General features: G+C 70.4%; 22 protein-coding genes. 7 read left to right on the top strand and 15 right to left on the bottom strand.

What is annotated here, in order from left to right:
* Window positions 1-55 precede the first annotated feature (55 nt).
* The gene (locus KWI83_RS16070; protein WP_218515028.1) at window positions 56-1,762 is read right to left on the bottom strand and encodes a glycerol-3-phosphate dehydrogenase/oxidase; all 1,707 of its coding nucleotides are present in this window, start codon (window positions 1,760-1,762) and stop codon (window positions 56-58) included.
* A gap of 297 nt (window positions 1,763-2,059) precedes the next feature.
* Here KWI83_RS16070 and KWI83_RS16065 point away from each other — a divergent pair, with 297 nt between their 5' ends.
* Window positions 2,060-3,268, top strand: coding sequence for a nucleotide sugar dehydrogenase (locus tag KWI83_RS16065; RefSeq protein WP_218515027.1), 1,209 nt, complete (start codon window positions 2,060-2,062; stop codon window positions 3,266-3,268).
* 160 nt (window positions 3,269-3,428) lie between these two features.
* On the opposite strand, the gene KWI83_RS16060 is transcribed toward KWI83_RS16065, so the two are convergent.
* The 4 genes from KWI83_RS16060 to KWI83_RS16045 all read right to left on the bottom strand — a co-directional run bounded on the left by KWI83_RS16060 (window position 3,429) and on the right by KWI83_RS16045 (window position 8,791).
* Window positions 3,429-4,553, bottom strand: coding sequence for a GuaB3 family IMP dehydrogenase-related protein (locus KWI83_RS16060; RefSeq protein ID WP_218515026.1), 1,125 nt, complete (start codon window positions 4,551-4,553; stop codon window positions 3,429-3,431).
* Between the two features lie 115 nt (window positions 4,554-4,668).
* Window positions 4,669-6,171, bottom strand: a complete 1,503-nt coding sequence (gene guaB, locus KWI83_RS16055; protein ID WP_218515025.1) for an IMP dehydrogenase — start codon at window positions 6,169-6,171, stop codon at window positions 4,669-4,671.
* A gap of 144 nt (window positions 6,172-6,315) precedes the next feature.
* Complete coding sequence (locus KWI83_RS16050; RefSeq protein WP_218515024.1) at window positions 6,316-6,903, bottom strand: sigma-70 family RNA polymerase sigma factor; 588 nt, start codon at window positions 6,901-6,903, stop codon at window positions 6,316-6,318.
* A gap of 1,276 nt (window positions 6,904-8,179) precedes the next feature.
* On the bottom strand, window positions 8,180-8,791 hold the full coding sequence (locus KWI83_RS16045) for a response regulator transcription factor (protein WP_003948568.1): 612 nt from the start codon (window positions 8,789-8,791) through the stop codon (window positions 8,180-8,182).
* Between the two features lie 381 nt (window positions 8,792-9,172).
* On the opposite strand from KWI83_RS16045, the gene KWI83_RS16040 reads away from it, so the two are divergent.
* Window positions 9,173-9,502: a WhiB family transcriptional regulator gene (locus KWI83_RS16040; protein ID WP_218515023.1), complete on the top strand. Its 330-nt coding sequence runs from the start codon at window positions 9,173-9,175 to the stop codon at window positions 9,500-9,502.
* 148 nt (window positions 9,503-9,650) lie between these two features.
* Here the strand turns inward: KWI83_RS16040 and KWI83_RS16035 are convergent, their stop codons facing one another.
* Complete coding sequence (locus tag KWI83_RS16035; protein ID WP_218515022.1) at window positions 9,651-10,547, bottom strand: LysR family transcriptional regulator; 897 nt, start codon at window positions 10,545-10,547, stop codon at window positions 9,651-9,653.
* A gap of 79 nt (window positions 10,548-10,626) precedes the next feature.
* Between KWI83_RS16035 and KWI83_RS16030 the strand changes: the two genes are divergently transcribed.
* The 4 genes from KWI83_RS16030 to KWI83_RS16015 all read left to right on the top strand — a co-directional run bounded on the left by KWI83_RS16030 (window position 10,627) and on the right by KWI83_RS16015 (window position 14,700).
* A complete protein-coding gene (locus KWI83_RS16030) occupies window positions 10,627-11,295 on the top strand; it encodes an MOSC domain-containing protein (protein ID WP_218515021.1) in 669 nt (222 codons plus the stop codon).
* Between the two features lie 137 nt (window positions 11,296-11,432).
* The gene (locus KWI83_RS16025; protein ID WP_218515020.1) at window positions 11,433-13,007 is read left to right on the top strand and encodes a multicopper oxidase domain-containing protein; all 1,575 of its coding nucleotides are present in this window, start codon (window positions 11,433-11,435) and stop codon (window positions 13,005-13,007) included.
* A 139-nt stretch (window positions 13,008-13,146) separates the two neighbouring features.
* A complete protein-coding gene (locus KWI83_RS16020; protein WP_218515019.1) occupies window positions 13,147-13,920 on the top strand; it encodes an SDR family oxidoreductase in 774 nt (257 codons plus the stop codon).
* 72 nt (window positions 13,921-13,992) lie between these two features.
* Complete coding sequence (locus tag KWI83_RS16015; RefSeq protein WP_218515018.1) at window positions 13,993-14,700, top strand: ester cyclase; 708 nt, start codon at window positions 13,993-13,995, stop codon at window positions 14,698-14,700.
* A gap of 100 nt (window positions 14,701-14,800) precedes the next feature.
* Here KWI83_RS16015 and groL read toward each other — a convergent pair whose 3' ends face one another.
* The 4 genes from groL to KWI83_RS15995 all read right to left on the bottom strand — a co-directional run bounded on the left by groL (window position 14,801) and on the right by KWI83_RS15995 (window position 18,895).
* Window positions 14,801-16,429, bottom strand: coding sequence for a chaperonin GroEL (groL, locus tag KWI83_RS16010; RefSeq protein ID WP_218515017.1), 1,629 nt, complete (start codon window positions 16,427-16,429; stop codon window positions 14,801-14,803).
* Between the two features lie 122 nt (window positions 16,430-16,551).
* Complete coding sequence (groES, locus tag KWI83_RS16005; RefSeq protein ID WP_071364926.1) at window positions 16,552-16,860, bottom strand: co-chaperone GroES; 309 nt, start codon at window positions 16,858-16,860, stop codon at window positions 16,552-16,554.
* Window positions 16,861-17,180: 320 nt separating this feature from the next.
* Window positions 17,181-17,945: a polysaccharide deacetylase family protein gene (locus KWI83_RS16000; protein WP_218515068.1), complete on the bottom strand. Its 765-nt coding sequence runs from the start codon at window positions 17,943-17,945 to the stop codon at window positions 17,181-17,183.
* Window positions 17,946-17,974: 29 nt separating this feature from the next.
* Window positions 17,975-18,895, bottom strand: coding sequence for a polysaccharide deacetylase family protein (locus tag KWI83_RS15995; protein WP_218515016.1), 921 nt, complete (start codon window positions 18,893-18,895; stop codon window positions 17,975-17,977).
* Here KWI83_RS15995 and KWI83_RS15990 point away from each other — a divergent pair.
* Window positions 18,878-20,149 carry a methyltransferase domain-containing protein gene (locus KWI83_RS15990; RefSeq protein WP_218515015.1) on the top strand — a complete coding sequence of 424 codons (1,272 nt, stop codon included), beginning with the start codon at window positions 18,878-18,880 and terminating at the stop codon, window positions 20,147-20,149. The genes KWI83_RS15995 and KWI83_RS15990 overlap by 18 nt on opposite strands.
* A gap of 6 nt (window positions 20,150-20,155) precedes the next feature.
* Here KWI83_RS15990 and KWI83_RS15985 read toward each other — a convergent pair whose 3' ends face one another.
* The 5 genes from KWI83_RS15985 to KWI83_RS15965 all read right to left on the bottom strand — a co-directional run bounded on the left by KWI83_RS15985 (window position 20,156) and on the right by KWI83_RS15965 (window position 25,266).
* Window positions 20,156-20,791 carry a Uma2 family endonuclease gene (locus KWI83_RS15985; protein WP_218515014.1) on the bottom strand — a complete coding sequence of 212 codons (636 nt, stop codon included), beginning with the start codon at window positions 20,789-20,791 and terminating at the stop codon, window positions 20,156-20,158.
* Window positions 20,792-20,927: 136 nt separating this feature from the next.
* A complete protein-coding gene (locus tag KWI83_RS15980) occupies window positions 20,928-22,208 on the bottom strand; it encodes an RNA polymerase sigma factor (RefSeq protein WP_218515013.1) in 1,281 nt (426 codons plus the stop codon).
* Between the two features lie 49 nt (window positions 22,209-22,257).
* Entirely contained in the window at window positions 22,258-22,614 is a 357-nt protein-coding gene (locus tag KWI83_RS15975; protein WP_218515012.1) for a YciI family protein, read from the bottom strand.
* A gap of 128 nt (window positions 22,615-22,742) precedes the next feature.
* Complete coding sequence (locus KWI83_RS15970; RefSeq protein WP_374106308.1) at window positions 22,743-23,807, bottom strand: LCP family protein; 1,065 nt, start codon at window positions 23,805-23,807, stop codon at window positions 22,743-22,745.
* 67 nt (window positions 23,808-23,874) lie between these two features.
* Complete coding sequence (locus tag KWI83_RS15965; RefSeq protein WP_218515011.1) at window positions 23,875-25,266, bottom strand: endo-1,4-beta-xylanase; 1,392 nt, start codon at window positions 25,264-25,266, stop codon at window positions 23,875-23,877.
* Window positions 25,267-25,332: the final 66 nt, after the last annotated feature.

The following is a 25,332-nucleotide window of genomic DNA, read 5'->3' as shown; positions in this document are numbered from 1 at the left end:
GCCTCCATTGTCCCTCACCCGACAAGCGGCTCACGCCCAGGGTGTCCCCACGCTCCTACAACGGCACGATGTCCGGCGCCCCCAGTCTGGCCGCGTCCGCCGTCAGGTCGTCCGGCTGGCGCTGCGACTCCCGCTCGGCCTCCACCCGCTTCTCGTAGTGCTGGACCTCCCGCTCGATCCGGTCCTTGTCCCAGCCGAGCACCGGCGCCATCAACTCGGCGGCCTCACGGGCGCAGCGGGTGCCCCGGTCGAAGGTCTCGATGGAGATGCGGGTGCGCCGCGTCAGGACGTCGTCCAGGTGCCGGGCGCCCTCGTGCGAGGCGGCGTACACGATCTCGGCGCGCAGATAGTCGTCGGCGCCGGTGAGCGGCTCGCCCAGTGAGGAGTTGTCGGCGATGAGTTCGAACAGCTCCTCCGACAGTGACCCGTACCGGTTCAGCAGGTGCTCCACGCGCACCACATGGAGGCCGGTGCGCGCCGCTGTCCGCGCCCGCGCGTTCCACAGCGCCCGGTATCCCTCCGCGCCGAGCAGCGGTATGTCCTCGGTGACGCACTCGGCGACCCGCAGATCGAGGCCGTGCACCGCCTCGTCCACCGCGTCCTTGGCCATCACCCGGTACGTCGTGTACTTGCCGCCCGCCACCACGACCAGCCCCGGCACCGGGTGCGCGACGGTGTGCTCGCGGGACAGCTTGCTGGTGGCGTCCGACTCCCCGGCGAGCAGCGGCCGCAGACCGGCGTACACACCCTCGACGTCGTCCCGTGTCAGCGGCACCGCGAGCACCGAGTTCACATGCTCCAGCAGATAGTCGATGTCGGCGCTGGACGCGGCGGGGTGCGCCTTGTCGAGGTCCCAGTCGGTGTCGGTGGTGCCGATGATCCAGTGCCGGCCCCAGGGGATGACGAACAGCACGGATTTTTCGGTGCGCAGGATCAGCCCGGTGGTGGAGTGGATGCGGTCCTTCGGCACGACCAGGTGGATGCCCTTGGACGCCCGGACGTGGAACTGCCCCCGCTCCCCCACCATGGCCTGCGTGTCGTCCGTCCACACGCCGGTCGCGTTGACGATCTGTTTGGCGTGGATCTCGTACTCCCCGCCGCCCTCGACGTCCTGCACCCGGGCCCCGACCACCCGCTCGCCCTCGCGCAGGAAACCGGTCACCCGTGCGCGGTTGGCCGCCTTCGCCCCGTACGACACCGCCGTGCGCACCAGCGTGGCGACGAAGCGGGCGTCGTCCATCTGGGCGTCGTAGTACTGCAACGCGCCGACCAGCGCGTCCTTCTTCAGCGCCGGTGCCACACGCAGTGCCTGACGGCGGCTCAGGTGCCGGTGTATCGGCAGGCCGCGTCCGTGCCCGCGGGCCATCGACATGGCGTCGTAGAGCGCCACGCCCGAACCGGCGTACAGCCGCTCCCAGCCCTTGTGCTGCAAGGGGTAGAGGAAGGGCACCGGTTTCACCAGATGCGGGGCCAGCCGCTCCAGCAGCAGGCCGCGCTCCTTCAGCGCCTCGCGGACGAGGGAGAAGTCGAGCATCTCCAGATAGCGCAGACCGCCGTGGATCAGCTTGCTGGACCGGCTCGACGTGCCCGACGCCCAGTCACGCGCCTCGACCAGGCCCGTCGACAGGCCGCGGGTCACGGCGTCCAGCGCGGTGCCCGCGCCGACCACTCCACCGCCCACGACCAGCACGTCCAGCTCCCGCTCGGCCATCGCCGCGAGCGACACGGCGCGCTGCGCCGGCCCCAGTGTCCCTGTCCTCACCGCTGCCTCCCGCTCATCGCCTCGCGCAGGCCACACCCCTCGGGCGAGACCCGGTCCACATCCCCCACGCTCAAAGTCTGACCGTGTCGTCCGACTTCAGCCACCACACACCTCCAGCCTGTGGATAACCAGTACGGACACCGGCGGCCAGGACGGGACACGAGCGCGGACACGGGCGCGGGCAATACCGCAAAACGGTCATATTTACTCCTAGTGTGACATTGCGCTGGCTCATCCTGTCCACAGGGCTTGCGCACCTGTCCCGCTTCGGTTACTGGGAAGGACGGCCACCACGCCATGCCCGCAGATCTCGCCGTCATCGGACTCGGCCCGCTCGGCCTGCCGCTGGCCCAGGCCGCTGTCGCCGCCGGTATCCCCACCGTCGGCTACAAGACCGGTCCCGAGCCCGGCTCGCTCAGCCCCGCCGAACTGCGCCGGATGCTCTCGGGGGGCTTCCGGCACGCCGCGGGCCCGAGCGAACTCGGCCGGGTGCGCACCGCGGTCATCTGCGCCCCGACCGCCAGAAGCACGGACGGCGGGCTGGACCTGAGCCAGGTGGAGGCGGCTGCCCGCACCCTGGCCGCACGACTGCGCCCGCACACCACGGTCATCCTGGAGTCGCCCGTGTACCCGGGCACGACCGAGGAATTCCTCCGCCCGCTGCTCGAAGAGGTCTCACGGCTGCGCGCCGGCCGCGACTTCCACCTCGCCTACTCGCCCAGCCGCGTCGACCCCGGCAACCGCGACTTCATCCCCGCCAACACGCCCAAGGTGATCGGCGGCCTCACGCCCGCCTGCACCGAGTCGGCCGCCGCCTTCTACGGCCGCCTCACCGACAAGGTCGTACGCGCGCGTGGCCCCCGCGAGGCCGAGACCGTGCAGCTCCTGGAGACCAACTACCGGCACGTCAACATCGCCCTGGTCAACGAAATGGCCGTCCTGTGCCATGACTTGGGCGTCGACCTGTGGGACGTCATCCGCTGCGCGGAGACCAAGCCGTTCGGCTTCCAGGCCTTCCGCCCCGGCCCCGGCGTCGGCGGCCACGCCGTCCCGCAGGACCTGACCGGCCGCGCGGGCCGCGGCCTGCGCATGGTGGAACTGGCCCAGCAGGTCAACAGCCGGATGCCCCGGTACGTCGTCCAGCGCGCCGCCGCCCTCCTCAACGAGCACGGCAAGTCGGCCCGCGGCGCGCGCGTGCTGCTGCTCGGCGTCACCTACAAGCCCGACCTGGCCGACCAGCAGGCCACCCCGGCGCAGGAGATCGCGTTCCGTCTGATGGAACTCGGCGCCGCCGTCAGCTACCACGACCCGCACATCCCGTCCTGGAGCATCCTCGACCGCCCGGTCCCCCGCGCCGACTCCCTCTACGAGGCGGCGGCCGAGGCCGACCTCACGATCCTGCTCCAGAACCACCGCACCTACGACCTGCAGGGCCTGTCGGTGAAGGCACAGCTGCTGCTGGACACGCGGGGGGCTACGCCTACGGGGGCGGCGCATCGGTTGTGAAGGGGAGCGGGTGAAGTACGCCACCCATTGGCCCGGTGGGCAGCACGTTGGACGCAACCACACGCCCCCTCCCGCACAATGTGCCCCCAACAAGGGCCTCACGGCACGCAAAAGAGCCGGTCACCCACCCGGGATGACCGGCCCTTCCGCCGCCGTAGGGCTACCGCCGGTGCTGCGAGTCCGCCACCGTCACCTCGACCCGCTGGAACTCCTTCAGCTCGCTGTAGCCGGTGGTGGCCATGGCGCGGCGCAGGGCGCCGAAGAAGTTCATCGAGCCGTCCGGGGTGTGGGACGGGCCGGTGAGGATCTCCTCGATGGTGCCGACCGTGCCGAGGTCGACCTTCTTGCCGCGCGGCAGTTCCTCGTTGACGGCCTCCATGCCCCAGTGGTGGCCCTTGCCCGGGCCGTCCGTCGCGCGCGCGAGCGGGGAGCCCATCATCACGGCGTCGGCGCCGCAGGCGATCGCCTTGGGCAGGTCGCCGGACCAGCCGACACCGCCGTCCGCGATCACGTGCACATAGCGGCCGCCGGACTCGTCCATGTAGTCCCGGCGGGCGGCGGCCACGTCCGCCACCGCGGTGGCCATCGGCACCTGGATGCCGAGCACGTTGCGTGTGGTGTGCGCGGCGCCGCCGCCGAAGCCGACCAGGACGCCCGCCGCGCCACTGCGCATCAGGTGCAGGGCGGCGGTGTAGGTGGCGCAGCCGCCGACGATCACCGGGACGTCGAGCTCGTAGATGAACTGCTTCAGGTTCAGCGGCTCGTGCGAGGACGAGACGTGCTCCGCCGACACGGTCGTACCGCGGATGACGAAGATGTCCACGCCCGCGTCCACCACGGCCTTGGAGAACTGCGCCGTGCGCTGCGGGGAGAGCGCGGCCGCGGTGACCACGCCCGAGTCGCGCACCTCCTTGATGCGCTGCCCGATCAGCTCCTCCTTGATCGGCGCGGCGTAGATCTCCTGGAGGCGGCGGGTGGCGGCCTCGACCGGCAGGCCGACGATCTCGTCGAGCAGCGGCTGCGGGTCCTCGTACCGCGTCCACAGGCCTTCGAGGTTCAGCACGCCGAGGCCGCCGAGCTCACCGATGCGGATCGCCGTGGCCGGGGAGACGACGGAGTCCATGGGGGCGGCCAGGAAGGGCAGCTCGAAGCGGTAGGCGTCGATCTGCCAGGCGATCGAGACCTCCTTCGGGTCCCGCGTACGGCGGCTGGGGACGACGGCGATGTCGTCGAAGGCGTACGCCCGGCGGCCGCGCTTGCCGCGCCCGATCTCGATCTCAGTCACGTGTGTGGCCTTTCCCTGATGCGTTGCAGCGCCTTCCAGTATCCCCGACGGGTACGACAAGGGCGGCCCCGGAACCCGGGACCGCCCCTGAGCACGCCTCACGCGCGCGTGCGCGTCATGTGCGGCTGTAGTTCGGCGCCTCGACCGTCATCTGGATGTCGTGCGGGTGGCTCTCCTTCAGACCGGCGGAGGTGATCCGCACGAAGCGGCCCTTCGACTCCATCTCCGCGATGGTCGCGGCCCCCACGTAGCCCATGGTCTGGCGCAGACCGCCGACGAGCTGGTGCAGCACATTGGCGAGCGGGCCGCGGTAGGGCACCTGGCCCTCGATGCCCTCGGGAACGAGCTTGTCGTCGGCCGCCACCTCGGCCTGGAAGTAGCGGTCCTTCGAGTACGACCTGCCCTGGCCGCGGGACTGCATGGCGCCCAGCGAGCCCATGCCCCGGTACGACTTGAACTGCTTGCCGTTGATGAACTGCAGCTCGCCCGGCGACTCCTCGCAGCCCGCGAGCAGGCTGCCGAGCATCACCGTGTCGGCACCCGCGGCGAGCGCCTTGCCGATGTCGCCCGAGTACTGCAGGCCACCGTCACCGATCAGCGGGATGCCGGCCGGCCGTGCCGCGAGGGAGGCCTCATAGATGGCGGTGACCTGCGGGACGCCGATGCCGGCGACGACACGGGTGGTACAGATCGAGCCGGGGCCGATACCGACCTTGATGCCGTCGACGCCCGCGTCGATCAGGGCCTGTGCGCCGTCGCGGGTCGCGACGTTGCCACCGATCACGTCCACACCGACGCTCGACTTGATCTTCGACATCCAGCTCAGGGCGTTGCTGTTGTGCCCGTGCGAGGTGTCGACGACCAGGAAGTCGACGCCCGCCGCGGCCAGGGCCTGGGCGCGCTCCAGGGCCTCGGGGCTGGCGCCGACGGCGGCACCGACCAGCAGCCGGCCCTCGGCGTCCTTGGCGGCGTGGGGATACTGCTCGGCCTTGACGAAGTCCTTGACCGTGATGAGGCCCTTGAGGACGCCCGCGTCGTCGACCAGCGGAAGCTTCTCGATCTTGTGGCGGCGCAGCAGCTCCATGGCGTCCACACCGGAGATGCCGACCTTGCCGGTGACCAGCGGCATCGGCGTCATGACCTCGCGCACCTGGCGCGTACGGTCGGACTCGAAGGCCATGTCACGGTTGGTGACGATGCCGAGCAGCTTGCCCGCCTGGTCGGTGACCGGGACACCGCTGATACGGAACTTGGCGCACAGGGCGTCCGCCTCGGCCAGCGTGGCCTCCGGATGCACCGTGATCGGGTCGGTGACCATGCCGGACTCGGACCTCTTGACGAGGTCGACCTGGTTGACCTGGTCCTCGATGGAGAGGTTGCGGTGCAGCACGCCGACGCCGCCCTGGCGGGCCATGGCGATCGCCATGCGCGACTCGGTCACCTTGTCCATCGCCGCCGAGAGCAGCGGGATGTTCACCCGGATGTTGCGGGAAATGAGGGACGAGGTGTCGACTGCGTTGGGGAGCACCTCGGATGCGCCCGGCAGCAGCAGCACGTCGTCGTAGGTCAGCCCGAGGGTCGCGAATTTTTCGGGCACTCCGTCGACGTTGGCAGTCATGACACCTTCCCCAAATGGCCTTGCTCGGTGCGGATGTCCATGCTAACGGGAAGCATGGCTCTCAAATTCCACGGTTGTGGACTGCTGACGGCTTCGTATGTTCGTACGGAACACCGCGCACACCTGTTCATCCGCGGGCACCGCCTACTGTTCGGCCAGCGCCCGCAGTCTGCTCAGCGCGCGGTGCTGGGCCACCCGTACCGCCCCTGGCGACATTCCCAACATCTGGCCGGTCTCCTCCGCTGTGAGGCCCACCGCGATGCGCAGCAGGAGCAGCTCGCGCTGGTTCTCGGGGAGGTTGGCCAGCAGCTTCTTGGCCCACTCGGCGTCACTGCTGAGCAGCGCCCGCTCCTCGGGGCCGAGTGAGTCGTCCGGCCGCTCGGGCATCTCGTCGGACGGGACCGCCGTCGAGCCGGGGTGCCGCATGGCCGCCCGCTGCAGATCGGCGACCTTGTGCGCGGCGATGGCGAAGACGAAGGCCTCGAAGGGGCGCCCGGTGTCCTTGTAGCGCGGCAGCGCGAGCAGGACGGCGACGCAGACCTCCTGGGCCAGGTCCTCGACGAAGTGGCGCGCGTCCCCCGGGAGGCGGGACAGCCGGGTGCGGCAGTAGCGCAGCGCCAGTGGGTGGACATGGGCGAGCAGGTCGTGCGTGGCCTGTTCGTCCCCGTGGACCGCGCGGTGGACGAGCGCACCGATCGCCCCTGGGGCAGTGGCCGCCTCGTCGTCACGCATCGGTCCATGGTGCCCTGCGGCCGGATGCTCCGCGGCACTGCCTCCGTTGTTGTGCACCGAAGCGTTATGAGCAGGTGCGCCGGAAGTCATCCCCTGCGCCCTCCCCTTCCGCTCGACCGACTCGTCCCCGAGGAACTCCACACCTCAAGGATGCGGCATCCGCGCCGAAACGAGCAGCGACCATCCCCCGCTCCCGGCCCACCGCGCGGTCCACCGCCGGTTCCGGGACCCTCGTACGCCCCCTGTGACCACGCACGACAGCACTCCAGTGGGCGTGCTCACACGAATACCCGAAATCTGGCCCACGCCCCCTGAAACCACCGGGCACGCGGACCTCAGCCCCGACCATCGGCCGACCCGAACGCCCACCGCAGAGCCGACCGGCCGCCGCCCCTTCCCGGCACCCGGCACAGAGCCGACCTGCCGCCAGCCCTTCCCGGCACCGGGCGCAGCGTCCACCGACCGCCACCCCTTCCCGGCACCCGGCGCAAAGCCGACCAGCCGTCGGCCCCCCTGAGGGCCCGGCACGATGTCCACAGACAGTCGGCTTCCACACGGGCCCGGCACAAACCGAACAGGCCAGCGGCTCCCCCTTGCACCCGGCACAGACCGAACAGGCCATCGGCTCCGCCGAGCGCCCCACGCAATATCCACAGGCCACCGGCTTCCACACGCGCCCGACACAGACCGGACAAGCCAGCGGCTCCCCCTTGCACCCGGCACAGACCGAACAGGCCATCGGCTCCGCCGAGCGCCCCACGCAATATCCACAGGCCACCGGCTTCCACACGCGCCCGGCACAGACCGGACAAGCCAGCGACTCCCCCTTGCACCCGGCACAGACCGGACAGGCCGCAGGCCCCTCCAAGCCCCCCACACAAACCCTGTGAGCTGCCGGATTCCACCCACGCCCGACGCGGACACCACCGAGCGTCGGCTCCCCAGCCCCTCCGGCCGGAACACCACCGCCCGCCGACCCACCCACGCCTCCGGCACAGACCGGACACACCGTCGACTCCGCCGTGCACGCGGCACAGACCGGACCCCCCGTCGGCTCCGCCGTGCGTCCGACGCGGATCGGATCCCCGGGGCGCCCGATGCAGAGGCCGCCGGTCGTCGGCTCTCCCATGCGTCCGTCGCGGGCGCCGTTGTGCGTCGGTCCCGCCCAGGCCCGGCAGGGAGGTACCCCCATCGTGTCGCCTCCTCCCCCCACCCGAGCGGGGGCTCATCGCCGCCCCCGCTCGCCGGGACACGCGGCAGCACCGACGCGGCAGCGTCAGCGCACCAGGCCCCAGCGGAAGCCGAGCGCCACCGCGTGCGCCCGGTCCGAGGCGCCGAGCTTCTTGAACAGGCGGCGGGCGTGGGTTTTCACGGTGTCCTCGGAGAGGAACAGCTCGCGGCCGATCTCGGCGTTGGAGCGGCCGTGGCTCATGCCTTCGAGCACCTGGATCTCACGCGCGGTGAGCGTCGGCGCGGCCCCCATCTCGGCGGAGCGCAGCCGCCGCGGCGCGAGCCGCCAGGTCGGGTCGGCGAGCGCCTGCGTGACCGTCGCGCGCAACTCCGCGCGGGAGGCGTCCTTGTGCAGGTAACCCCGGGCGCCGGCGGCCACCGCGAGGGCCACGCCGTCGAGGTCCTCGGCGACGGTGAGCATGATGATGCGCGCACCGGGGTCGGCGGACAGCAGCCGCCGCACGGTCTCGACGCCGCCCAGTCCGGGCATGCGTACGTCCATCAGGATGAGGTCCGAGCGGTCGGCGCCCCAGCGGCGGAGGACTTCCTCGCCGTTGGCCGCCGTCGTCACACGCTCGACACCGGGCACGGTCGCGACCGCGCGGCGGAGCGCCTCTCGGGCAAGCGGGGAGTCGTCGCAGACGAGGACGGAAGTCATGGCCGCCCTCCGCAGCTGATGCGCGTCACCTTGAGCCTCCAGGCTGGTACGAAATCGTCACCTGTGCGGTCGACCGTCTCGGACGCCTGCCCGAGCGCTTGTGTTTTCAACCGCCTCCGCACTCTCAACGACGGTCACTCGAAAGAGTTACGGGGCTGTGTGCCCTCTTCGGCACTCTACGTGAGGGTGCGGACACGGTGCAGACATGCGCAACAGACCCTCAAGCTTTCATCACAACCTATGCCCCATTTAGACCCATTTCTTCCCATCCGCTGGTGTCTGAGGCTAGATTCGCAATGAGTCATATTTTCATCTCCTTAGACCGTAGATGTACGGTCGTGGGCACCGTATCCGCTCAGAACGGCTACAAGGGGTCACGCAATGGCAGATTTCTCCCGCCTTCCCGGACCGAACGCGGACCTGTGGGACTGGCAGCTCCTGGCCGCCTGTCGCGGGGTGGACAGTTCGCTCTTCTTTCATCCGGAGGGCGAGCGCGGGGCGGCTCGGAGTGCTCGCGAGAACTCGGCCAAGGAGGTCTGTATGAGGTGCCCGGTCCGCGCACAGTGCGCGGCACACGCGCTGGCGGTGCGCGAACCGTACGGCGTGTGGGGCGGGTTGACCGAGGACGAGCGCGAGGAACTCATGGGGCGGGCGCGCCACCGGCTGGTGTCGGCGTCGACGACTGGCGGGAACGCCACCCCGAACACCTGAAGGAACGTTTCTCCGACAGGCACGCACACGCGTGCCCTTGCCTTTGCCTACGGGGGCCACTTTCGGCCGAGGAGAACCAGCCGAGGCCCAGCCGAGGCCCAGCCGAGAACTACAAGGCGTGACTACACAGCGTGACTACAGGGCGTGACTACCGGGCCGCCGCCCGCGCCAGCTGCTCCAGCGTCGCCCGCACCGCCGGCACCTGCGCCAGATCGGGCAGCGTCAACGCGACGATCTCCCGCCGCACCGCGGGCTCCAAGGTCACCGCCCGCGCACCCCGGGGCCGTACGGACTCGATCGCCAGCTGGGGCAGCACCGCCACCCCGAGCCCCGCGCCCACCAACCCGACCACCGCCGGATAGTCGTCGGTGGCGAAGTCGATGCGGGGCGTGAATCCGGCCCCGGCGCACACCTCGATCAACTGGCCGCGGCAGCGCGGGCAGCCCGCGATCCACGGTTCGCCGGCGAGTTCGCCGATGGCGACGGACCGGGACCGCGCGAGCCGGTGCCGTTCGGGCACGAGCCCCACCAACCGGTCGGTCAGCAGCGGCCGTACGACCAGGTCGTCCCACTCCTCGGCGCCCGCCGCCCCCTCGTAACGGAAGGCGAGCGCGACATCGCAGTCGCCGGCCCGCAGCTTGTCGACGGACTGCGGCGGCTCGGCCTCCTCCAGGGAGACGCGGGTGCCGGGGTGGGCGGCGCGCAGGGCGGCGAGGGCGGTCGGCACAAGGGTGGAGCTGCCGCTGGGGAAGGACACCAGCCGCACCCGCCCGGCGCGCAGTCCGGCGATCGCGGCGACCTCCTCCTCGGCGGCGGTGAGTCCGGCGAGGATGCCCGAGGCATGCCGTACGAGTGCCTCGCCGGCCTGCGTCAGCCGCATCTCGCGTCCGGTGCGCACCAGGAGGGGCGTCCCCACGGACGCCTCCAGCGCCTTCATCTGCTGGCTGACGGCGGGCTGGGTGCAGCCGAGTTCGCGCCCCGCCGCGGAGAAGGAGCCGGTGGCGGCGACGGCGCGCAGGACGCGCAGATGACGGGCTTCGATCACCCTCCAAGCATAAGCGAGCCTTGGGTAGGGCGCCGAATAATGCGTCGACACTTTGGTTCTTGTCGCCTACCGTGCCGCCATGAGGCTTCTCTCTGTGAATCTGGGCCGCGCGAAGGCCGTTCCCTACACGGACCACCCCGACGGCGTGACCGGCATCGACAAGCGCCCGGTCGACGAGCCCGTTCGGGTGACGGCGCCCGGGCCGAAGGGCATCGGGGCGAGCGGGCTGGCCGGGGACGCGGTGTGCCACACACGTCACCACGGCGGCGACGACCAGGCCGTGTACGCGGTGGCCCGCGAGGACCTCGACGCGTGGGAGCGCGAGCTGGGGCGTTCGCTGACCAACGGCTCCTTCGGGGAGAACCTCACGACGTCGGGTGTCGACGTCTCCGGCGCACTGATCGGCGAGCGCTGGCGGATCGGCCCTGATGTCGTTCTGGAGGTCACCTCCGGACGGATTCCCTGCCGGACCTTCCAGAGCCATCTCGGTGAGCCGGGCTGGGTCAAGCGGTTCACGCAACGGGGTGCGCCGGGAGCGTATCTGCGGGTGATCGCGCCGGGTGAGGTCCGGGCGAGCGACCCGATCGAGATCGTGCACCGTCCGGACCACGACGTGACGGTGGCCCTGCAGTTCCGGGCGGTCACCACGGAGCGGGCGCTGCTGCCGCGGCTGCTGGCGGCGGGCGGGGCGTTGCATCCGGAGTCGTGGGAAGCGGCACGGAAGTACGTGGAGACGTACGGCTCCTGACGGGCGGTCAACCGCCTTTCGCCCAGGCGCCGCACGCCTCCTAGGGGAAATTCCCGGAGGGCGGACCAGGGGCGGGTCGGGGTGGGGCGGGGGGCGTCCCCGATGTTTCGCGGGGGCGCGGCGAGGACGCTCGAAGCATGAATCGTCGCAGGTCTGGTGGCACGCCTCGGCGTGCGTCTCGTCTCAAGCGGGTGCTTGTCGTCCTCGGCACGGTCGTGACCGTGTTCGCCGTGACGATCGGCGGGTTGTTCGCATGGCTGTGGACCGACGCCCCGGTCAGTACGGTCGGCAAGGCGCCGTTCGACAACGCGCTCGCGATACCGCCACTGGCCGAGTCGCACGTCGACAAGGACGGCACGCGCGTCTTCGACCTGCGCATGCGGGCGGGCGAGACCGAGTTCGAGGCGGGGCGGAAGACCCCGACGTGGGGCTTCAACGGCACCTATCTGGGCCCGACTCTGCGCGCGGAACGCGGCGAGAAGGTCCGCGTACGCATACGGAACGGGCTGGACGAGGCGTCGAGCGTGCACTGGCACGGCATGCACCTGCCCGCGGAGATGGACGGGGGCCCGCATCAGGAGATCGCCGCCGGCGGCACCTGGAGCCCGCAGTGGACGGTGGACCAGCCGGCCGCGACGCTCTGGTACCACCCCCACCCGCACGGCGCGACCGAGGACCATGTCCGGCGGGGGCTGGCGGGCATGTTCATCCTCGACGACGAGCGGTCGGCGCGCCTTGGGCTGCCGAAGCGGTACGGCGTGGACGACCTGCCCGTCGTCGTGCAGGACGTGCGCTTCGACGGCGCCCGGCTCGACGGGGGGCGCGGCTTCCTGCAGAACGTGGGTTTTCTCGGCGACCGGACGATGGTCAACGGCACGCTGCGTCCCTACCGTGAGGTCGCCGACGAGCTGATACGGCTGCGGCTGCTCAACGCCTCCACGGCCCGCACCTACGCCTTCGGCTTCCCGGACGACCGTTCCTTCTCCCTGGTCGGCACGGACGGGGGGCTGCTTGAGCGGCCGGTGTCCCACAAGCGGGTGCAGTTGTCGCCGGGCGAGCGGGCCGAGATCGTGGTGCGGATGCGGGCGGGTGAGCGGGTGATGCTGCGCAGCTTTCCGCAGGACAACTACGGGGACGGCTGGCAGCGGCGGTTCGGCGGAGGGGACGACTCCTTCGACGTACTGGAGCTGCGGGCGGCCGGGCGGCTGCGACCGTCTCCCGAACTGCCTGCTGTGCTGGGAAAGTTGGAGATACCCGACGGCGCCAACGCGGTGCGGGGGCGGTTCTTCGAGTTGAAGCGGTCCGGGATCAACGGGCGGGCGATGGACATGGGGCGGGTGGACGAGACGGTCACGCGCGGGACCACGGAGGTGTGGACGGTCCGCAACGACAACGGGATGCCGCACAACTTCCATGTGCACGACGTGCAGTTCAGGGTGCTGGAGGTGAACGGCGCTGCGCCGCCGCCGGCCCTGCGCGGGCCCAAGGACACGGTGTTCGTGCCGCACGGGACGACCATGAAGCTGGCGTTGCGCTTCACCGGACCGGCCGATCCCGACACGCCGTACATGTACCACTGCCATCTGCTGTACCACGAGGACGAAGGGATGATGGGCCAGTTCGTGGTGGTGGAGAGGGGACAGCGGGCGGGCGCGCCGTCGGGGCACGCGGGGCCCGGGAACGGCCATGCGCGTGACCACGAGCACGGCTGAGCGAGCGCTTCTCCGGGTCCCCCTGCAGAGCCCCGTCCACCGGCCCCACGCCAAGTCCTCCCGAACTCCCCGGCGTTTCCCCCGGCGATCCCCCCTACGGAGATCGGCCGCGCACAGTCCGGGTCACTACCCTTGGCCCATGACAACGGCTCTGATTACGGGATCGACCGCGGGAATCGGCGCCGCGTTCGCGCGGCGGCTGGCGGCTGACGGGCACAACCTGGTGTTGGTGGCCCGGGACACCAAGCGGCTGCGGGAGCAGGCGACCGAGTTGCACGACCGGCACGGCATCGAGGCGGAGGTGCTGGCGGCGGACCTGGCGACGGACGACGGCATCGAGGCGGTCGCCGCCCGGCTGGGCGACCGCAGGAACCCCGTCGACCTGCTGATCAACAACGCCGGCTTCGGCAACAAGGGCCGCTATCTCGACGTGCCCATGGCCGACGAGCTGAAGATGCTCAAGGTGCACTGCGAGGCGGTGCTGCGGCTGACGTCGGCGGCGACGGAGGCGATGCGGGAACGGGGCCGCGGGGGCGTCGTGAACGTCGCCTCGGTCGCGGCCTTCCTCCCCCGTGGGACGTACGGCGCGTCCAAGGCCTGGGTCGTCCAGTTCACCCAGGGCGCCGCCCGCGACCTGGCGGGCACCGGCGTACGGATGATGGCCCTGTGCCCCGGTTTTGTCCGCACCGAGTTCCACCAGCGGGCCGGCATGGGCACGGACAACATCCCGGGCTGGATGTGGCTCGACGCGGACAAGCTGGTGGCGACGGCGCTTTCGGACCTGGGGCGGGGCAAGACGCTGTCCATTCCGGACCCGCGGTACAAGGCCATCATGGGCGTGGTGAAGGTGGCGCCGCGGGGACTGCTGGGCGGGGTCTCGTCGCGGGCTGGGCGGAAGTACGGACCTCAGTAGCGGGTGCCGAACGACGCCCTCGTAGGAAAATGGAGCTGTTCGACCGGACCCAGGGGGGCCGGAGGTGGCGCCATGACGTTTGTACAGGTCATCGACTGCAAGACCAGTCGGTTCGAGGAGTTGGACCGGCTGATGGACGCGTGGGTCGAGCAGACCAAGGGGAAGCGGACGGCGACGCACAGTGTGATCGGGAAGGACCGGTCCGACGCGTCGCACTTCATCGAGATCGTGGAGTTCCCGTCGTACGAAGAGGCGATGCGAAATTCGAATCTTCCGGAGACCGATCGGATCTTCCACGAGATGGTCGCGCTGTGCGACGAGATGCCGACGTTCACGGATCTGGACGTGGTGCGGGACGAGCAGTTGTTCAGTGCCACGGTGCGGCGGTTCTTCGAGCTGGTGGCGACGCCCGGGGAGCTGCCGCCGCTCGATGAGGTGATGGGCGAGCACTATCACGATCACAACCCGGCGAACGAGCAGGATGTGATCGGGATGGATCATGTCCGGCGCGAGATCCGTGTCTGGCGGGACGGGTTCGACTTCACGTTCAGCATCGAGGATCTGATCGCCGAGGGCGACAAGGTGTGCGCGCGCTGGTTCTGGAAGGGCACGCACAAGGGCGAGTTCCTGGGGATTCCGGCCACCGGGAAGGAAGTGTCGATGAGCGGTGTGACCGTCTTCCGGTGCGGTCGGGACGGGAAGCTCCTCGAGGGCTGGTGGGAGTACGACCGGCTGGGGCTGATGGAGCAGCTGGGCGTCTTCGAGGAGATGGAGCGCTAGCGCCTGCAACAGGCCCTGGGTGCATTGACCCGCGAGGGGATACAGGGAGGCCCGGCACCCTCGGTGCCGGGCCTCCCCTACTGCCTGCTACGGCGCTGCGTCAGTGCGCGTGGCCGTGACCGTGGCCGTGGCCGGCGCTCTCCGGCTCCTCTTCCTTCTTCTCGACGACCAGGGTCTCGGTCGTCAGCAGCAGGGAGGCGATGGAGGCGGCGTTCTCCAGGGCGGAGCGGGTGACCTTGACCGGGTCGATGACGCCGGACTTGATCAGGTCGCCGTACTCGCCGGTGGCGGCGTTGTAGCCGCTGCCCTTCTCCAGCTCGGCGACCTTGGAGACGATGACGTAGCCCTCCAGGCCGGCGTTCTCGGCGATCCAGCGCAGCGGCTCGACGGCGGCCTTGCGGACGACGGCGACACCGGTGGCCTCGTCGCCCTCCTTGCCGAGGTTGTCCTCCAGCACCTTCACGGCGTGGACGAGCGCGGAGCCGCCACCGGAGACGATGCCCTCCTCGACCGCGGCGCGGGTCGCGGAGATGGCGTCCTCCAGACGGTGCTTCTTCTCCTTCAGCTCCACCTCGGTGGCGGCGCCGACCTTGATCACGCACACGCCGCCGGCCAGCTTCGCGAGGCGCTCCTGGAGCTTCTCGCGGTCCCAGTCGGAGTCCGTGGCCTCGATCTCGGCCTTGATCTGCGCGACGCGGCCCTCGACGTCCTCCTTCTTGCCGGCGCCGTCGACGAGCGTGGTGTCGTCCTTGGTGACGGTGACGCGGCGGGCGGTGCCGAGGACGTCCAGACCGACCTGGTCGAGCTTGAGGCCGACCTCCTCGGAGATGACCGTGGCGCCGGTGAGGACCGCCATGTCCTGGAGCATCGCCTTGCGGCGGTCGCCGAAGCCGGGGGCCTTGACGGCGACGGCGTTGAAGGTGCCGCGGATCTTGTTCACGACGAGGGTGGAGAGGGCCTCGCCCTCGACGTCCTCGGCGATGATCAGCAGCGGCTTGGAGGAGTTGGACTGGATGATCTTCTCCAGCAGCGGCAGCATATCCGCGATGGCGGAGATCTTGCCCTGGTGGATGAGGATGTACGGCTCGTCGAGGACGGCCTCCATGCGCTCCTGGTCCGTCACGAAGTACGGCGACAGGTAGCCCTTGTCGAAGGCCATGCCCTCGGTGAAGTCCAGCTCCAGACCGAAGGTGTTGGACTCCTCGACGGTGATGACACCGTCCTTGCCGACCTTGTCCATCGCCTCGGCGATCAGCTCGCCGACCTGCTGGTCCTGGGCGGACAGCGCGGCGACGGCGGCGATGTCGGACTTCTCGTCGATCGGCCGGGCGGAGGCCAGCAGGTCCTCGGAGACGGCGGCGACAGCGGCGTCGATGCCCTTCTTCAGGGCGGCCGGGGAGGCACCGGCGGCGACGTTCTTCAGGCCCTCGCGGACCAGCGCCTGGGCCAGCACGGTCGCGGTGGTCGTACCGTCACCCGCGATGTCGTTGGTCTTGGTCGCCACCTCCTTGACCAGCTGGGCGCCGAGGTTCTCGTACGGGTCCTCGACCTCGACCTCGCGGGCGATGGTGACGCCGTCGTTGGTGATGGTGGGGGCGCCGAACTTCTTGTCGATCACGACGTTGCGGCCCTTGGGGCCGATCGTCACCTTGACCGTGTCGGCAAGCTTGTTGACGCCGCGCTCGAGGGCGCGACGGGCGTCCTCGTCGAACTTCAGGATCTTCGCCATGGCAGCGGGAGCCCTCTCGGAAAGGAAAGTCTGGGGTAAAGAACTGCGCCCCGGGCGCCCGGCTTCGTTATCGGTCGCAGGGGCCAGGGGCGCAGCTCAAAACGGTGTGTTGCGTGAGGTGATTACTTCTCGATGATCGCGAGGACGTCGCGAGCCGAGAGGACGAGGTACTCCTCGTTGTTGTACTTCACCTCGGTGCCGCCGTACTTGCTGTAGAGCACGACGTCGCCGACCTTGACGTCGAGCTCGACGCGCTTGCCGTCCTCGATGCGGCCCGGGCCCACGGCCAGGACGACGCCCTCCTGGGGCTTCTCCTTCGCGGTGTCCGGGATGACCAGGCCAGAGGCCGTGGTCTGCTCGGCGTCCAGCGGCTGGACCACGATGCGGTCCTCGAGCGGCTTGATGGCAACCTTGGAGCTGGCGGTCGTCACGATCCGACCTCCCCCTTCGGAGATCTCACGGGGTTAACTGTCTGAGGTGGCGACCAGGTCGATCCGTCGTCGCGGGTGCCGGACCTGCCCGTCGCTTGTTTGGCACTCTCCAGGGGGGAGTGCCAGAGCCGAGACTATGACTGCGGTTAGCACTCGGTCAAGCGGAGTGCCAATTGCCTGCGGCGCGTCGCCGTACGGCGGGGGTGCACGGGCCTCGTCCTCGAACGCCGGACGGGCCGAGAGTGCGGACCGGCGTCCAAAGCCTCGCGCATCCAAAGCCTCGCGCGTTCAGAGCCTCACACGTCCAAAGCCTCACGCGTTCAGAGATAGTCCTCCAGTCGCCCCACCGTCAGCCCCGCCTCCTGCACCCGGCGCAGCAGGTGGGTCGTGCGCTCGCGGAGCATCGGCTTCGGGGCCTCGGTCGAGGGGATCGAGATGATGTCGCCGGGGCGGAGCTGGGCGGGGCCCTTCGTGAAGGTGAGGTCGTCCGCGTTCATCGTGGCGCGCCAGAGCACGATCGCCCTGATGCCGCAGTCCGCGGCCGCCCGGCGGGTCGTCGTGTCGTAGGTGCCGTAGGGCGGGCGGAAGAGGTGCGGGCGGATGCCGAAGCGGGTGCGGAGTTTGTGCTGCTGCCCGCAGATCTCGGCGCGTTGACCGGCGTAGGGCAGCCCGCGCAGGGCGGCGTGGTCGAGGGTGTGGTTCTGGATGCTCGCGCCGACCGAGCGCAGGCGCGCGAAGTGGCCGTAGCCGGGGCCGACGACACTGTCGGTGAGGAACATGCTGACCGGCAGCCGTAGCTCGCGGACCATGTCGACGAAGCGCGGGTCCTTCTCGGCGCCGTCGTCGTAGGTGAGGAAGACGACCTTGTGGGGGGTGGGGACGTGGTCCAGGACCGGCGGGAGCCCGTCCGCCGGTCGCGTGGGGTGGCGTGGCGGCGAGGGGGCCGGGGAGAGCGGCGAGGGCAGGCCCCAGCGTTGGTGGGGCGGGAGCTGTGAGGCGGCCGGGCCGGGTGCCGCCCCCACCTCGACGGAGCGCGAAGGCGGGGCGTCGGGCAGGGCGCAGCCGGTGAGCAGGACCAGGAGCATCGCGGCCCCGGCCGTCCGTCCGCGCCGAGTCACAGGTAGTCCTCCAGGCGGCCCACCGCGTATCCCTTCGCCGTGACCTTGTCGAGGAAGACGCGGATCATGTCGGGCATCCCGCCCGCCCAGTCGTCCGTGCCCCGGAAGTGGCTCAGGACGATGTCGCCGGGGTGGATGTCGCGGTCCCACTCGCGGTAGTCCCAGTGGTCGACGAAGACCTCCTCGTTCCACAGCGGGACGTACTTGATGCCGCAGTCCTTGGCGGCGCGCAGGGTGTCGGAGTTGTAGTTGCCGTAGGGCGGGCGGAACAGCAGCGGGCGGGTGCCGTAGCGCTTCTCGATGACGTCCTGCATGCCGCAGATCTCGTGCTTCTGGTCGCTGTAGGAGAGGTCGGGCAGGTAGGGGTGGTTGAGGGTGTGGTTGTTCAGGACCACTCCCCTGGCCTGCATCTGCTGGAAGTAGCCGTAGTCCTCCTTGATCAGGTAGTCGCTGAGGAACGCGGTGTACGGGATGCGCAGGTCGGTCATCATCCGCAGGAACGCCGGGTCCTTCTCGGCACCGTCGTCGATGGTGAGGAAGACGACCTTCTGGTCGGTGGGGACGGTGGTGAAGACCGGCGGGAGGCCCTGCTCCTCGTGTTCGTCCACCTCGAAGCCCGCCCGGGTGGTGATCGTCGGTTTCTTCGCGGGCGGGGACGGCGGCCGGAGCGGGGTCTCCTTCAGGCCCCAGCGTTGCGCGGCGGCGACCCGGGCGGCGTGGTCGGCGCGGAGTTTGGCGGCGTAGTCGTCCAGGGCGCGGGCAGGCGGCGCCTTGAGGGGCGGGGGCGCCTCGTCGTCGCCGCGCGTGCAGCCCGAGGCGATGGCGGCGGCGGTCAGGACGGCGATTCCGGCTCTGATCGCCGTAGCCCGCCGAAGCCGACGTGTCCTAATTTTGTCATTTTGTACTACTACTCGCATGGAGCCGGATCCTCCCAGGCCCCACCCCCGAACCCCCGCCGACACCGCCGCCGGACGCACACCATCCACCGACTGGCCGACAATGACCTGGTGAACGACCTCGCCCCTCTCCTCACCCCCGAAGGCCGGGCCCTCCTCGACGAGGTGCGCGGCACCGACCCCGCCCAGGAACTCGCCGTCGCCACCCGGCTGCGCCGCGACCACCCGGCCGAACTGGTGTCGGCGGCGCTCGGCCAGGCGCGGCTGCGGCAACGGGCGGTGGCCAAGTTCGGAGCGGCGGACGCCGAGCGGATGTACTTCACGCCCCACGGGGTCGAGCAGTCGACGCGGGCGAGCGTGGCGACGTATCGCGCACGGCGGTTCGGCGAGCTGGGCGTGACCTCCGTGGCCGACCTGTGCTGCGGGATCGGCGGGGACGCGATCGCCCTCGCCCGCGCCGGGATCCGCGTCCTCGCCGTGGACCGCGACCCGCTGACCGCGGCCGCCGCGCGGGCGAACGCCGAGGCGCTGGGCCTGGCCGACCTGATCGAGGTGCGCGAGGCGGATGTCACGGAGGTGGACGTGTCGGCGTACGACGCGGTCTTCGTGGACCCGGCGCGCCGGGGCGGCCGGGGCCGGATCTTCGACCCGGAGGCCTACTCGCCCCCGCTCTCCTGGGCCGTCCAGGTGGCTACGAGCGCCCCGCACGCCGCCCTCAAGGTCGCGCCCGGCGTTCCGCACGAGGCCGTGCCCGACGTCGCCGAGGCCGAGTGGATCTCGGACGGCGGGGAGGTGAAGGAGGCGGTGCTGTGGTTCGGCACCGAGCCCGGCCTGGTGCGCGCGACCCTCCTGCCCGGCCCCCGCACACTGCGCTCCCGCGGCCTGCCGAATCCGGCGGTACGCCCCGTCGGGCGCTTCCTCTACGAGCCCGACGGCGCCGTCATCCGCGCCCACCTGGTCGCCGAGGTGGCCGCCGAGGTCGACGGCGGTCTGCTCGACGAGACGATCGCGTACGTCACGGCCGACGAACTCCGCCCCACTCCGTACGCCTCCGCCTACGAGATCACCGACCAACTGCCCTTCAACGTCAAGAAGTTGAAGGCGCTGTTGCGGGAGCGTCAGGTGGGGATCCTGACCGTGAAGAAGCGGGGGTCGGCGGTGGAGCCGGAGGAGCTGCGCAAGAAGGTGAAGCCTCAGGGGCCGAACTCCGCGACGGTGTTTCTGACGCGGGTGGCGGGGGCACCGACGATGCTGGTGGGGCGGCCGACGGGCTGACCGGTGTCAGGACGCGACGATCGCCTTGCCGATGGCGAAGCCCTTGGCCGGTCCTTCCGGGACCACCGCGTCGGTGCCGTAGGGAACGCGGTGCTCGTCGGTGTACTTGGCCTTCTTCGGGTCGGGGGAGGTCAGCACGACGACGGCTCCCTCGTCGTCGAAGTCGTCGACGATCACGTACACGGGGATGCCCGCCCGGGCGTACTCACGGCGCTTGCGGGCACGGTCGCGCTGGAGGTTGCGGTGTCCGGGCGAGGTGACCTCGACGACCATCTTGACCCCGGCGGCGTCGACACCGAGGCCTTCCTCGTCGGGGATCTCGTCGAGATCGAGGGGGGCTACGAAGAGGTCGGGGATCCAGCATTTGTGGCGATGGATGACGTTGCCGTCACGGTGCACTGCGTATCCGCTACCAGCGAGGTGCGCGTCGAGCGCCCTGTGGAGTCGGCCCATGAGCACGGTATGACGACGACGACCGGTAGGCGACAACTCGATGGTCCCCTCGATGATCTCGGCGCGGTAGCCCTCGGGGAGATCCATGGCCTTCCACGCCTGCCACAGGACCTCGTCCAGGTCGGAAACCGGCTCGGAAACCGGCTTGTCTGCCACCACCGGGGCCACCTCTTCTGCGAGAGCGGTCATCGTGAAGCACCTCCTCCTTCAAGTGTGGGCGCGGGCGCCACTGCGGCACAAGCAACACCGCGAAGCTACGGAAGCGCGGCTCCTGACGGGCCGTAACCAATGCCGATCAGCCGAACGCGTGATCGCGCCCCATCGGTCAACCGCATTCCCGCGCCCGTGCCTCCAGCAGCTCCCGCTCGCGTTCGTTGCGGGCCAACGCCGCCGCGCGTTCGAACTCCGCGCGGGCCTCCGTCGTACGGCCGAGGCGGGCGAGCAGATCGCCGCGGACGCTCGGCAGCAGGTGGTAGTCGCGCAGGGCGGGTACGGCGGACAGGGCGTCGACGATGTCCAGCGCCGGGGCCGGGCCTTCGGCCATGGAGACGGCCACCGCGCGGTTGAGTTCGACGACGGGGGACGGGGCGCGGGCGGCGAGCAGGCCGTACAGGGTGGCGATGCGCTGCCAGTCGGTCTCCTCGTACGGGTACGCGTGCGCGTGGCAGGCGGCGATGGCGGCCTGGAGGACGTACGGGCCCGGGGCGCCGGTGGCCGTGGCGTCGGCGCGGGTCAGGGAGGTCATGCCGCGGGCGATGAGGAGGCGGTTCCAGCGGCTGCGGTCCTGGTCCTTGAGGAGGACGGGTTCGCCGTTCGGGCCGGTGCGGGCGGCCATGCGGGACGCCTGGAACTCGAGAAGAGCGGTCAGGCCGTGCACCTCGGGCTCCTTGGGCATCAGGGCGGACAGCACACGCGCCAGGCGCAGGGCGTCCTCGCAGAGGCCGGGCCTCAGCAGATCGTCACCGGCCGTGGCGGCGTACCCCTCGTTGAAGATCAGGTAGATGACGTCCAGTACGGAGCCCAGGCGGGCCTCACGGTCGGGGCCGTACGGCACCTCGAAGGCGACGTTCTTCCTGGCCAGCGTGCGCTTGGCGCGGACGATGCGCTGGGCGACCGTCGACTCCGGGACCAGGAACGCGCGGGCGGTCTCGGCCGTGGTCAGGCCGCCGAGCAGGCGCAGGGTGAGGGCGATACGGGCCTCGGGGGACAGCACCGGGTGACAGGCCGTGAAGACCAGCCTCAGCAGGTCGTCGTCGATGTCGTCCGGGTCGGCCGGTTCCTCCGGCGGGGCCACGCTCGACAGGTCCCGGCCGATCTCCTGGAGCTTGCGGGCGTAGTTCTCCCGGCGCCGGACCAGGTCGACGGCGCGGTGCCGGGCGCTGGTCATGAGCCAGGCGCCCGGGTTGTCGGGCACACCGTCGCGCGGCCACTGCTCCAGCGCGGCGACCAGCGCGTCCTGTGCGAGCTCCTCGGCGATGCCGACGTCCCGGACGATGCGGGTGACGGCGGCGATGATCCGGGGCGACTCGATACGGAAGACGGTCTCGACGGTGTGCCGGGCGGCGTCCGCGGGGCCGCCCGGGTCGGCGGTGGGCTGTGGTTCCACGGCCCACCATCGAACACCTCACGCGGCCGCGGGCCAAACAGGGCCGGACTCAGCCCTCCATGACCTCGCGCACCTCGCAGGTCACCGTCCAGTGCGGCTCGTGCACCTTCAGGAACCGCTTGGTCCACTCGATCGCCTCGGCCTTGTCCTTGGCCTGGATCAGGGCGTACCCGCCGACGACCTCCTTGGTCTCGGTGAACGGCCCGTCGGTGACGGAGATCCCCCCGCCCTCGTAGTGCACCCGGGTGCCCTGCTCGGTCGGGGTCAGCCCGGCGGTGTCGAGCAGCACGCCGGCCTTGGTCATCTCCTCGATCAGCTCACCCATCCGCTGCATGAGCTCGGGGCTGGGGCCTTCGGCGGGGGCGTTCTTCTCGTCGATCCGGATGAGTGACAGGTAGCGGGGCATGGGGGCTCCCTCGGTAGTGGGTGGTCGGTGCCTCTCATCCATGCGTCGAACGGCACCCGCCCGGATCGACACACCTGCCGGACATCTCCGAGTTTTTTTCTACGTCGAACAGGTGTCCGTGGAGACCTCTACCGCAACGACGCCCACAACTGCCCCGCCTCCGGCTCCTCGGCCACCACCCGGTTCCGGTCCGAGGCCGCCGGGACCACGGGCATCGTCACCGTCTCCATGGCGTCCGCCGACAGGCCCTGCAGGCTCTGCCCGAGTCCCACCAGCTCCGTCAGCGAGTCGAGGCCGGTGTCGGTCGTCAGGCTGCCGGTCACCGCGTCCGCGACCTCGTACAGGCGGGTCGGGTCCGAGAGCAGGCTGGTCGACGCGATCTGTTGCATCAGCGCCTTCACCAGCTGGTGCTGCAGGCCTATGCGCCCCAGATCGCTGCCGTCCCCGATGCCGTACCGGGTGCGGGCCAGGCCCAGGGCCTGTTCGCCGTCGAGGTGATGGGTGCCGGCCGGCAGGGTCAGGTGGCTGTCCTCGTCGTCGATGTCCTCCTCGGTGGTGACGGTGACCCCGCCGAGCGCGTCCACCAGCCCGGCGAACCCGGCGAAGTCGATCTCGATGTAGTGGTCCATACGGACGTTGGTCATCGACTCGACGGTCTTCACCGCGCACACCGGGCCGCCCACCGAGTAGGCGCTGTTGAACATGACGTTGTAGGCCTCGGCCGACTCGCCCCCCGACTCCAGCGGACAGGACGGGCGGGTGACGAGGGTGTCGCGCGGGATGCTGACCACGGTGGCCTCGGTGCGCCCGGCGTTCAGGTGCACCACCATCGCCGTGTCGGACCGGGCGCCGGCGCTGTCGCCGCCCCCGAGGGCCCGGTTCTCGGCGCCGCTGCGTGAGTCCGAGCCCAGCACCAGGATGTTCAACGCCTCTCCGGGCGGCGTCGAGGCGGACGCGGCGGTGGAGGGCGTCGGTTTCGCCGGGCGGTCGTCGCCGAGGGCGCTGTTGATGTCGACGCTGTTGATGTTGTCGTTCAGCTGCCAGTAGACCCAGCCCGCCCCGGCGCCGCCGAGCGCCAGGACGGCGGCGAGGGTGAGACCGGTGACCTTGAGCGCTCCCGGCCGCCGGCCTCCCCCTCTTGGGCCCTCGTCCCCACTCCCGTTGTGGTCCGTTATGTGTCCCGTCACGGACAGGAACGTACGTCCGAATTATTACGAGCGGGGGCGCGAACCCGGTTTTCTTCCGAAAATCTAAGACTTCTCAACCCAGCGTCACCGTTGGTACCGGATTGCTGCCGCTCCATGAGCCGTTGAAGCCGAAGGTCACCGAACTTCCCTCCGGCACCGCCCCGTTGTAGGAGGCGTTGGAGCAGCTGACCGCCGCACCGGTCTGCGTGCAGTGCGCGTTCCAGGCCTGGGTGATCCGCTGACCCGCGCTGTACGTCCAGTCGACCTTCCACGACGAGAGCGAGGCGCCCGCGCAGGAGACCCTGACCTCGCCGGTGAAGCCGGTGTTCCACTGGTTCACGACGCGATACGTCGCCGTACAGCCGTCCGTGGGCTCGCCGCCACCGCCGCCGTCACCCGTGCCGCCCAGCGACTGCGCGATCGCGTAGTACGCCGGTTTCGGCGCGAAGTTCTCGTCGTACGGTGTCGCCGCCCCGTATCCCTCGAAGAAGTCCGGGATCCAGGAGTCGGAGTCGGTGAAGCCCCAGACGGTGACGCCGGTGCAGCGGCTGACGGCCAGGCAGGCGTTCATGACGGCCCTGTAGTCGGCGGCCTGCTGGGAGAGCTTGGCGTCGGTGGCCGGGACCTGCATGCGGATGTCCAGCTCCGTGATCGCGACGTCGACCCCGAGGTCGGCGAAGCGCTGGATGTTCTGCTGGAGCGTCGACGGGACCTGGCCGAGGATGAAGTGGGCCTGCAGACCGACGCCGTCGATCGGGACCCCGCGCTCCTTCAGGGACTTGACCAGGTCGTAGAGAGCGGTGCTCTTCGCGTTGACGCCCTCGACGTTGTAGTCGTTGATGTAGAGCTTGGCGGCCGGGTCGGCGGCCCGTGCCCAGGTCAGGGCCTGGGCGATGTAGTCCTGGCCGAGGTGGTTGTAGAAGAGGCTCTGGCGGTAGGTGCCGTCCTCGTTGAAGGGCTCGTTGACCACGTCCCAGGCGTCGACGCGACCCCGGTAGCGGCCGACCTCGGTGGTGATGTGGTCCTGGACGATCGCGCTGAACTGGGCCGGGGTCCAGGACCCGCCTGTCAGCCAGCCCGGGTTCTGGCTGTGCCAGACCAGGGTGTGGCCGCGTACCTGCTGGCCGTGCGCCTCGGCGAAGTCGACGATCCGGTCGGCCTCGGCCCAGTTGTACGTGCCCCGGCTCGGCTCGACCGACTCCCACTTCATGGCGTTGCCGGGCGTGAGGGAGTTGAACTCCCGGCCCGCGATGTCGCCGTAGGTGCCGGTGAGCTTGCCTCCGGTGACCGCGGTGCCGATGATCTTCCCCTTGGCGGCGGCGAGGTCGCGCAGCGGCGGGTCGGCGGCGTGCGCGGAGGGGGCGGCGAGCAGCAGGGCGGCGAGGGCGGCGAGCAGCAGGGCGCCGAGGGCGGCGACGCCGGTGAACCCCGACGCCCCTCGCGTGGATCTCGTGTACGGGATCATGTGCGGGTGCCTCCGAAAGTTTCGGTGGTGCATCCGATTGACTTCGGAGGAGTGTTGAGGCGCCGG

This window comes from Streptomyces sp. TRM70350, assembly GCF_019219825.1.
In the GTDB taxonomy this organism is placed as follows: Bacteria; Actinomycetota; Actinomycetes; order Streptomycetales; family Streptomycetaceae; genus Streptomyces.
This window is presented reverse-complemented; position numbering and strand designations above follow the sequence as displayed.

Excerpts from the sequence above, each read along its gene's own strand:
- KWI83_RS16065 (WP_218515027.1), top strand. The coding sequence starts at position 2,060 with ATGCCCGCAGATCTCGCCGTCATCGGACTCGGCCCGCTCGGCCTGCCG.
- guaB (WP_218515025.1), bottom strand. The coding sequence starts at position 6,171 with ATGACTGCCAACGTCGACGGAGTGCCCGAAAAATTCGCGACCCTCGGG.
- KWI83_RS16050 (WP_218515024.1), bottom strand. The coding sequence starts at position 6,903 with ATGCGTGACGACGAGGCGGCCACTGCCCCAGGGGCGATCGGTGCGCTC.
- KWI83_RS16045 (WP_003948568.1), bottom strand. The coding sequence starts at position 8,791 with ATGACTTCCGTCCTCGTCTGCGACGACTCCCCGCTTGCCCGAGAGGCG.
- KWI83_RS16040 (WP_218515023.1), top strand. The coding sequence starts at position 9,173 with ATGGCAGATTTCTCCCGCCTTCCCGGACCGAACGCGGACCTGTGGGAC.
- KWI83_RS16030 (WP_218515021.1), top strand. The coding sequence starts at position 10,627 with ATGAGGCTTCTCTCTGTGAATCTGGGCCGCGCGAAGGCCGTTCCCTAC.
- KWI83_RS16025 (WP_218515020.1), top strand. The coding sequence starts at position 11,433 with ATGAATCGTCGCAGGTCTGGTGGCACGCCTCGGCGTGCGTCTCGTCTC.
- KWI83_RS16020 (WP_218515019.1), top strand. The coding sequence starts at position 13,147 with ATGACAACGGCTCTGATTACGGGATCGACCGCGGGAATCGGCGCCGCG.
- KWI83_RS16015 (WP_218515018.1), top strand. The coding sequence starts at position 13,993 with ATGACGTTTGTACAGGTCATCGACTGCAAGACCAGTCGGTTCGAGGAG.
- groL (WP_218515017.1), bottom strand. The coding sequence starts at position 16,429 with ATGGCGAAGATCCTGAAGTTCGACGAGGACGCCCGTCGCGCCCTCGAG.
- KWI83_RS16000 (WP_218515068.1), bottom strand. The coding sequence starts at position 17,945 with ATGCTCCTGGTCCTGCTCACCGGCTGCGCCCTGCCCGACGCCCCGCCT.
- KWI83_RS15995 (WP_218515016.1), bottom strand. The coding sequence starts at position 18,895 with ATGCGAGTAGTAGTACAAAATGACAAAATTAGGACACGTCGGCTTCGG.
- KWI83_RS15985 (WP_218515014.1), bottom strand. The coding sequence starts at position 20,791 with ATGACCGCTCTCGCAGAAGAGGTGGCCCCGGTGGTGGCAGACAAGCCG.
- KWI83_RS15975 (WP_218515012.1), bottom strand. The coding sequence starts at position 22,614 with ATGCCCCGCTACCTGTCACTCATCCGGATCGACGAGAAGAACGCCCCC.
- KWI83_RS15965 (WP_218515011.1), bottom strand. The coding sequence starts at position 25,266 with ATGATCCCGTACACGAGATCCACGCGAGGGGCGTCGGGGTTCACCGGC.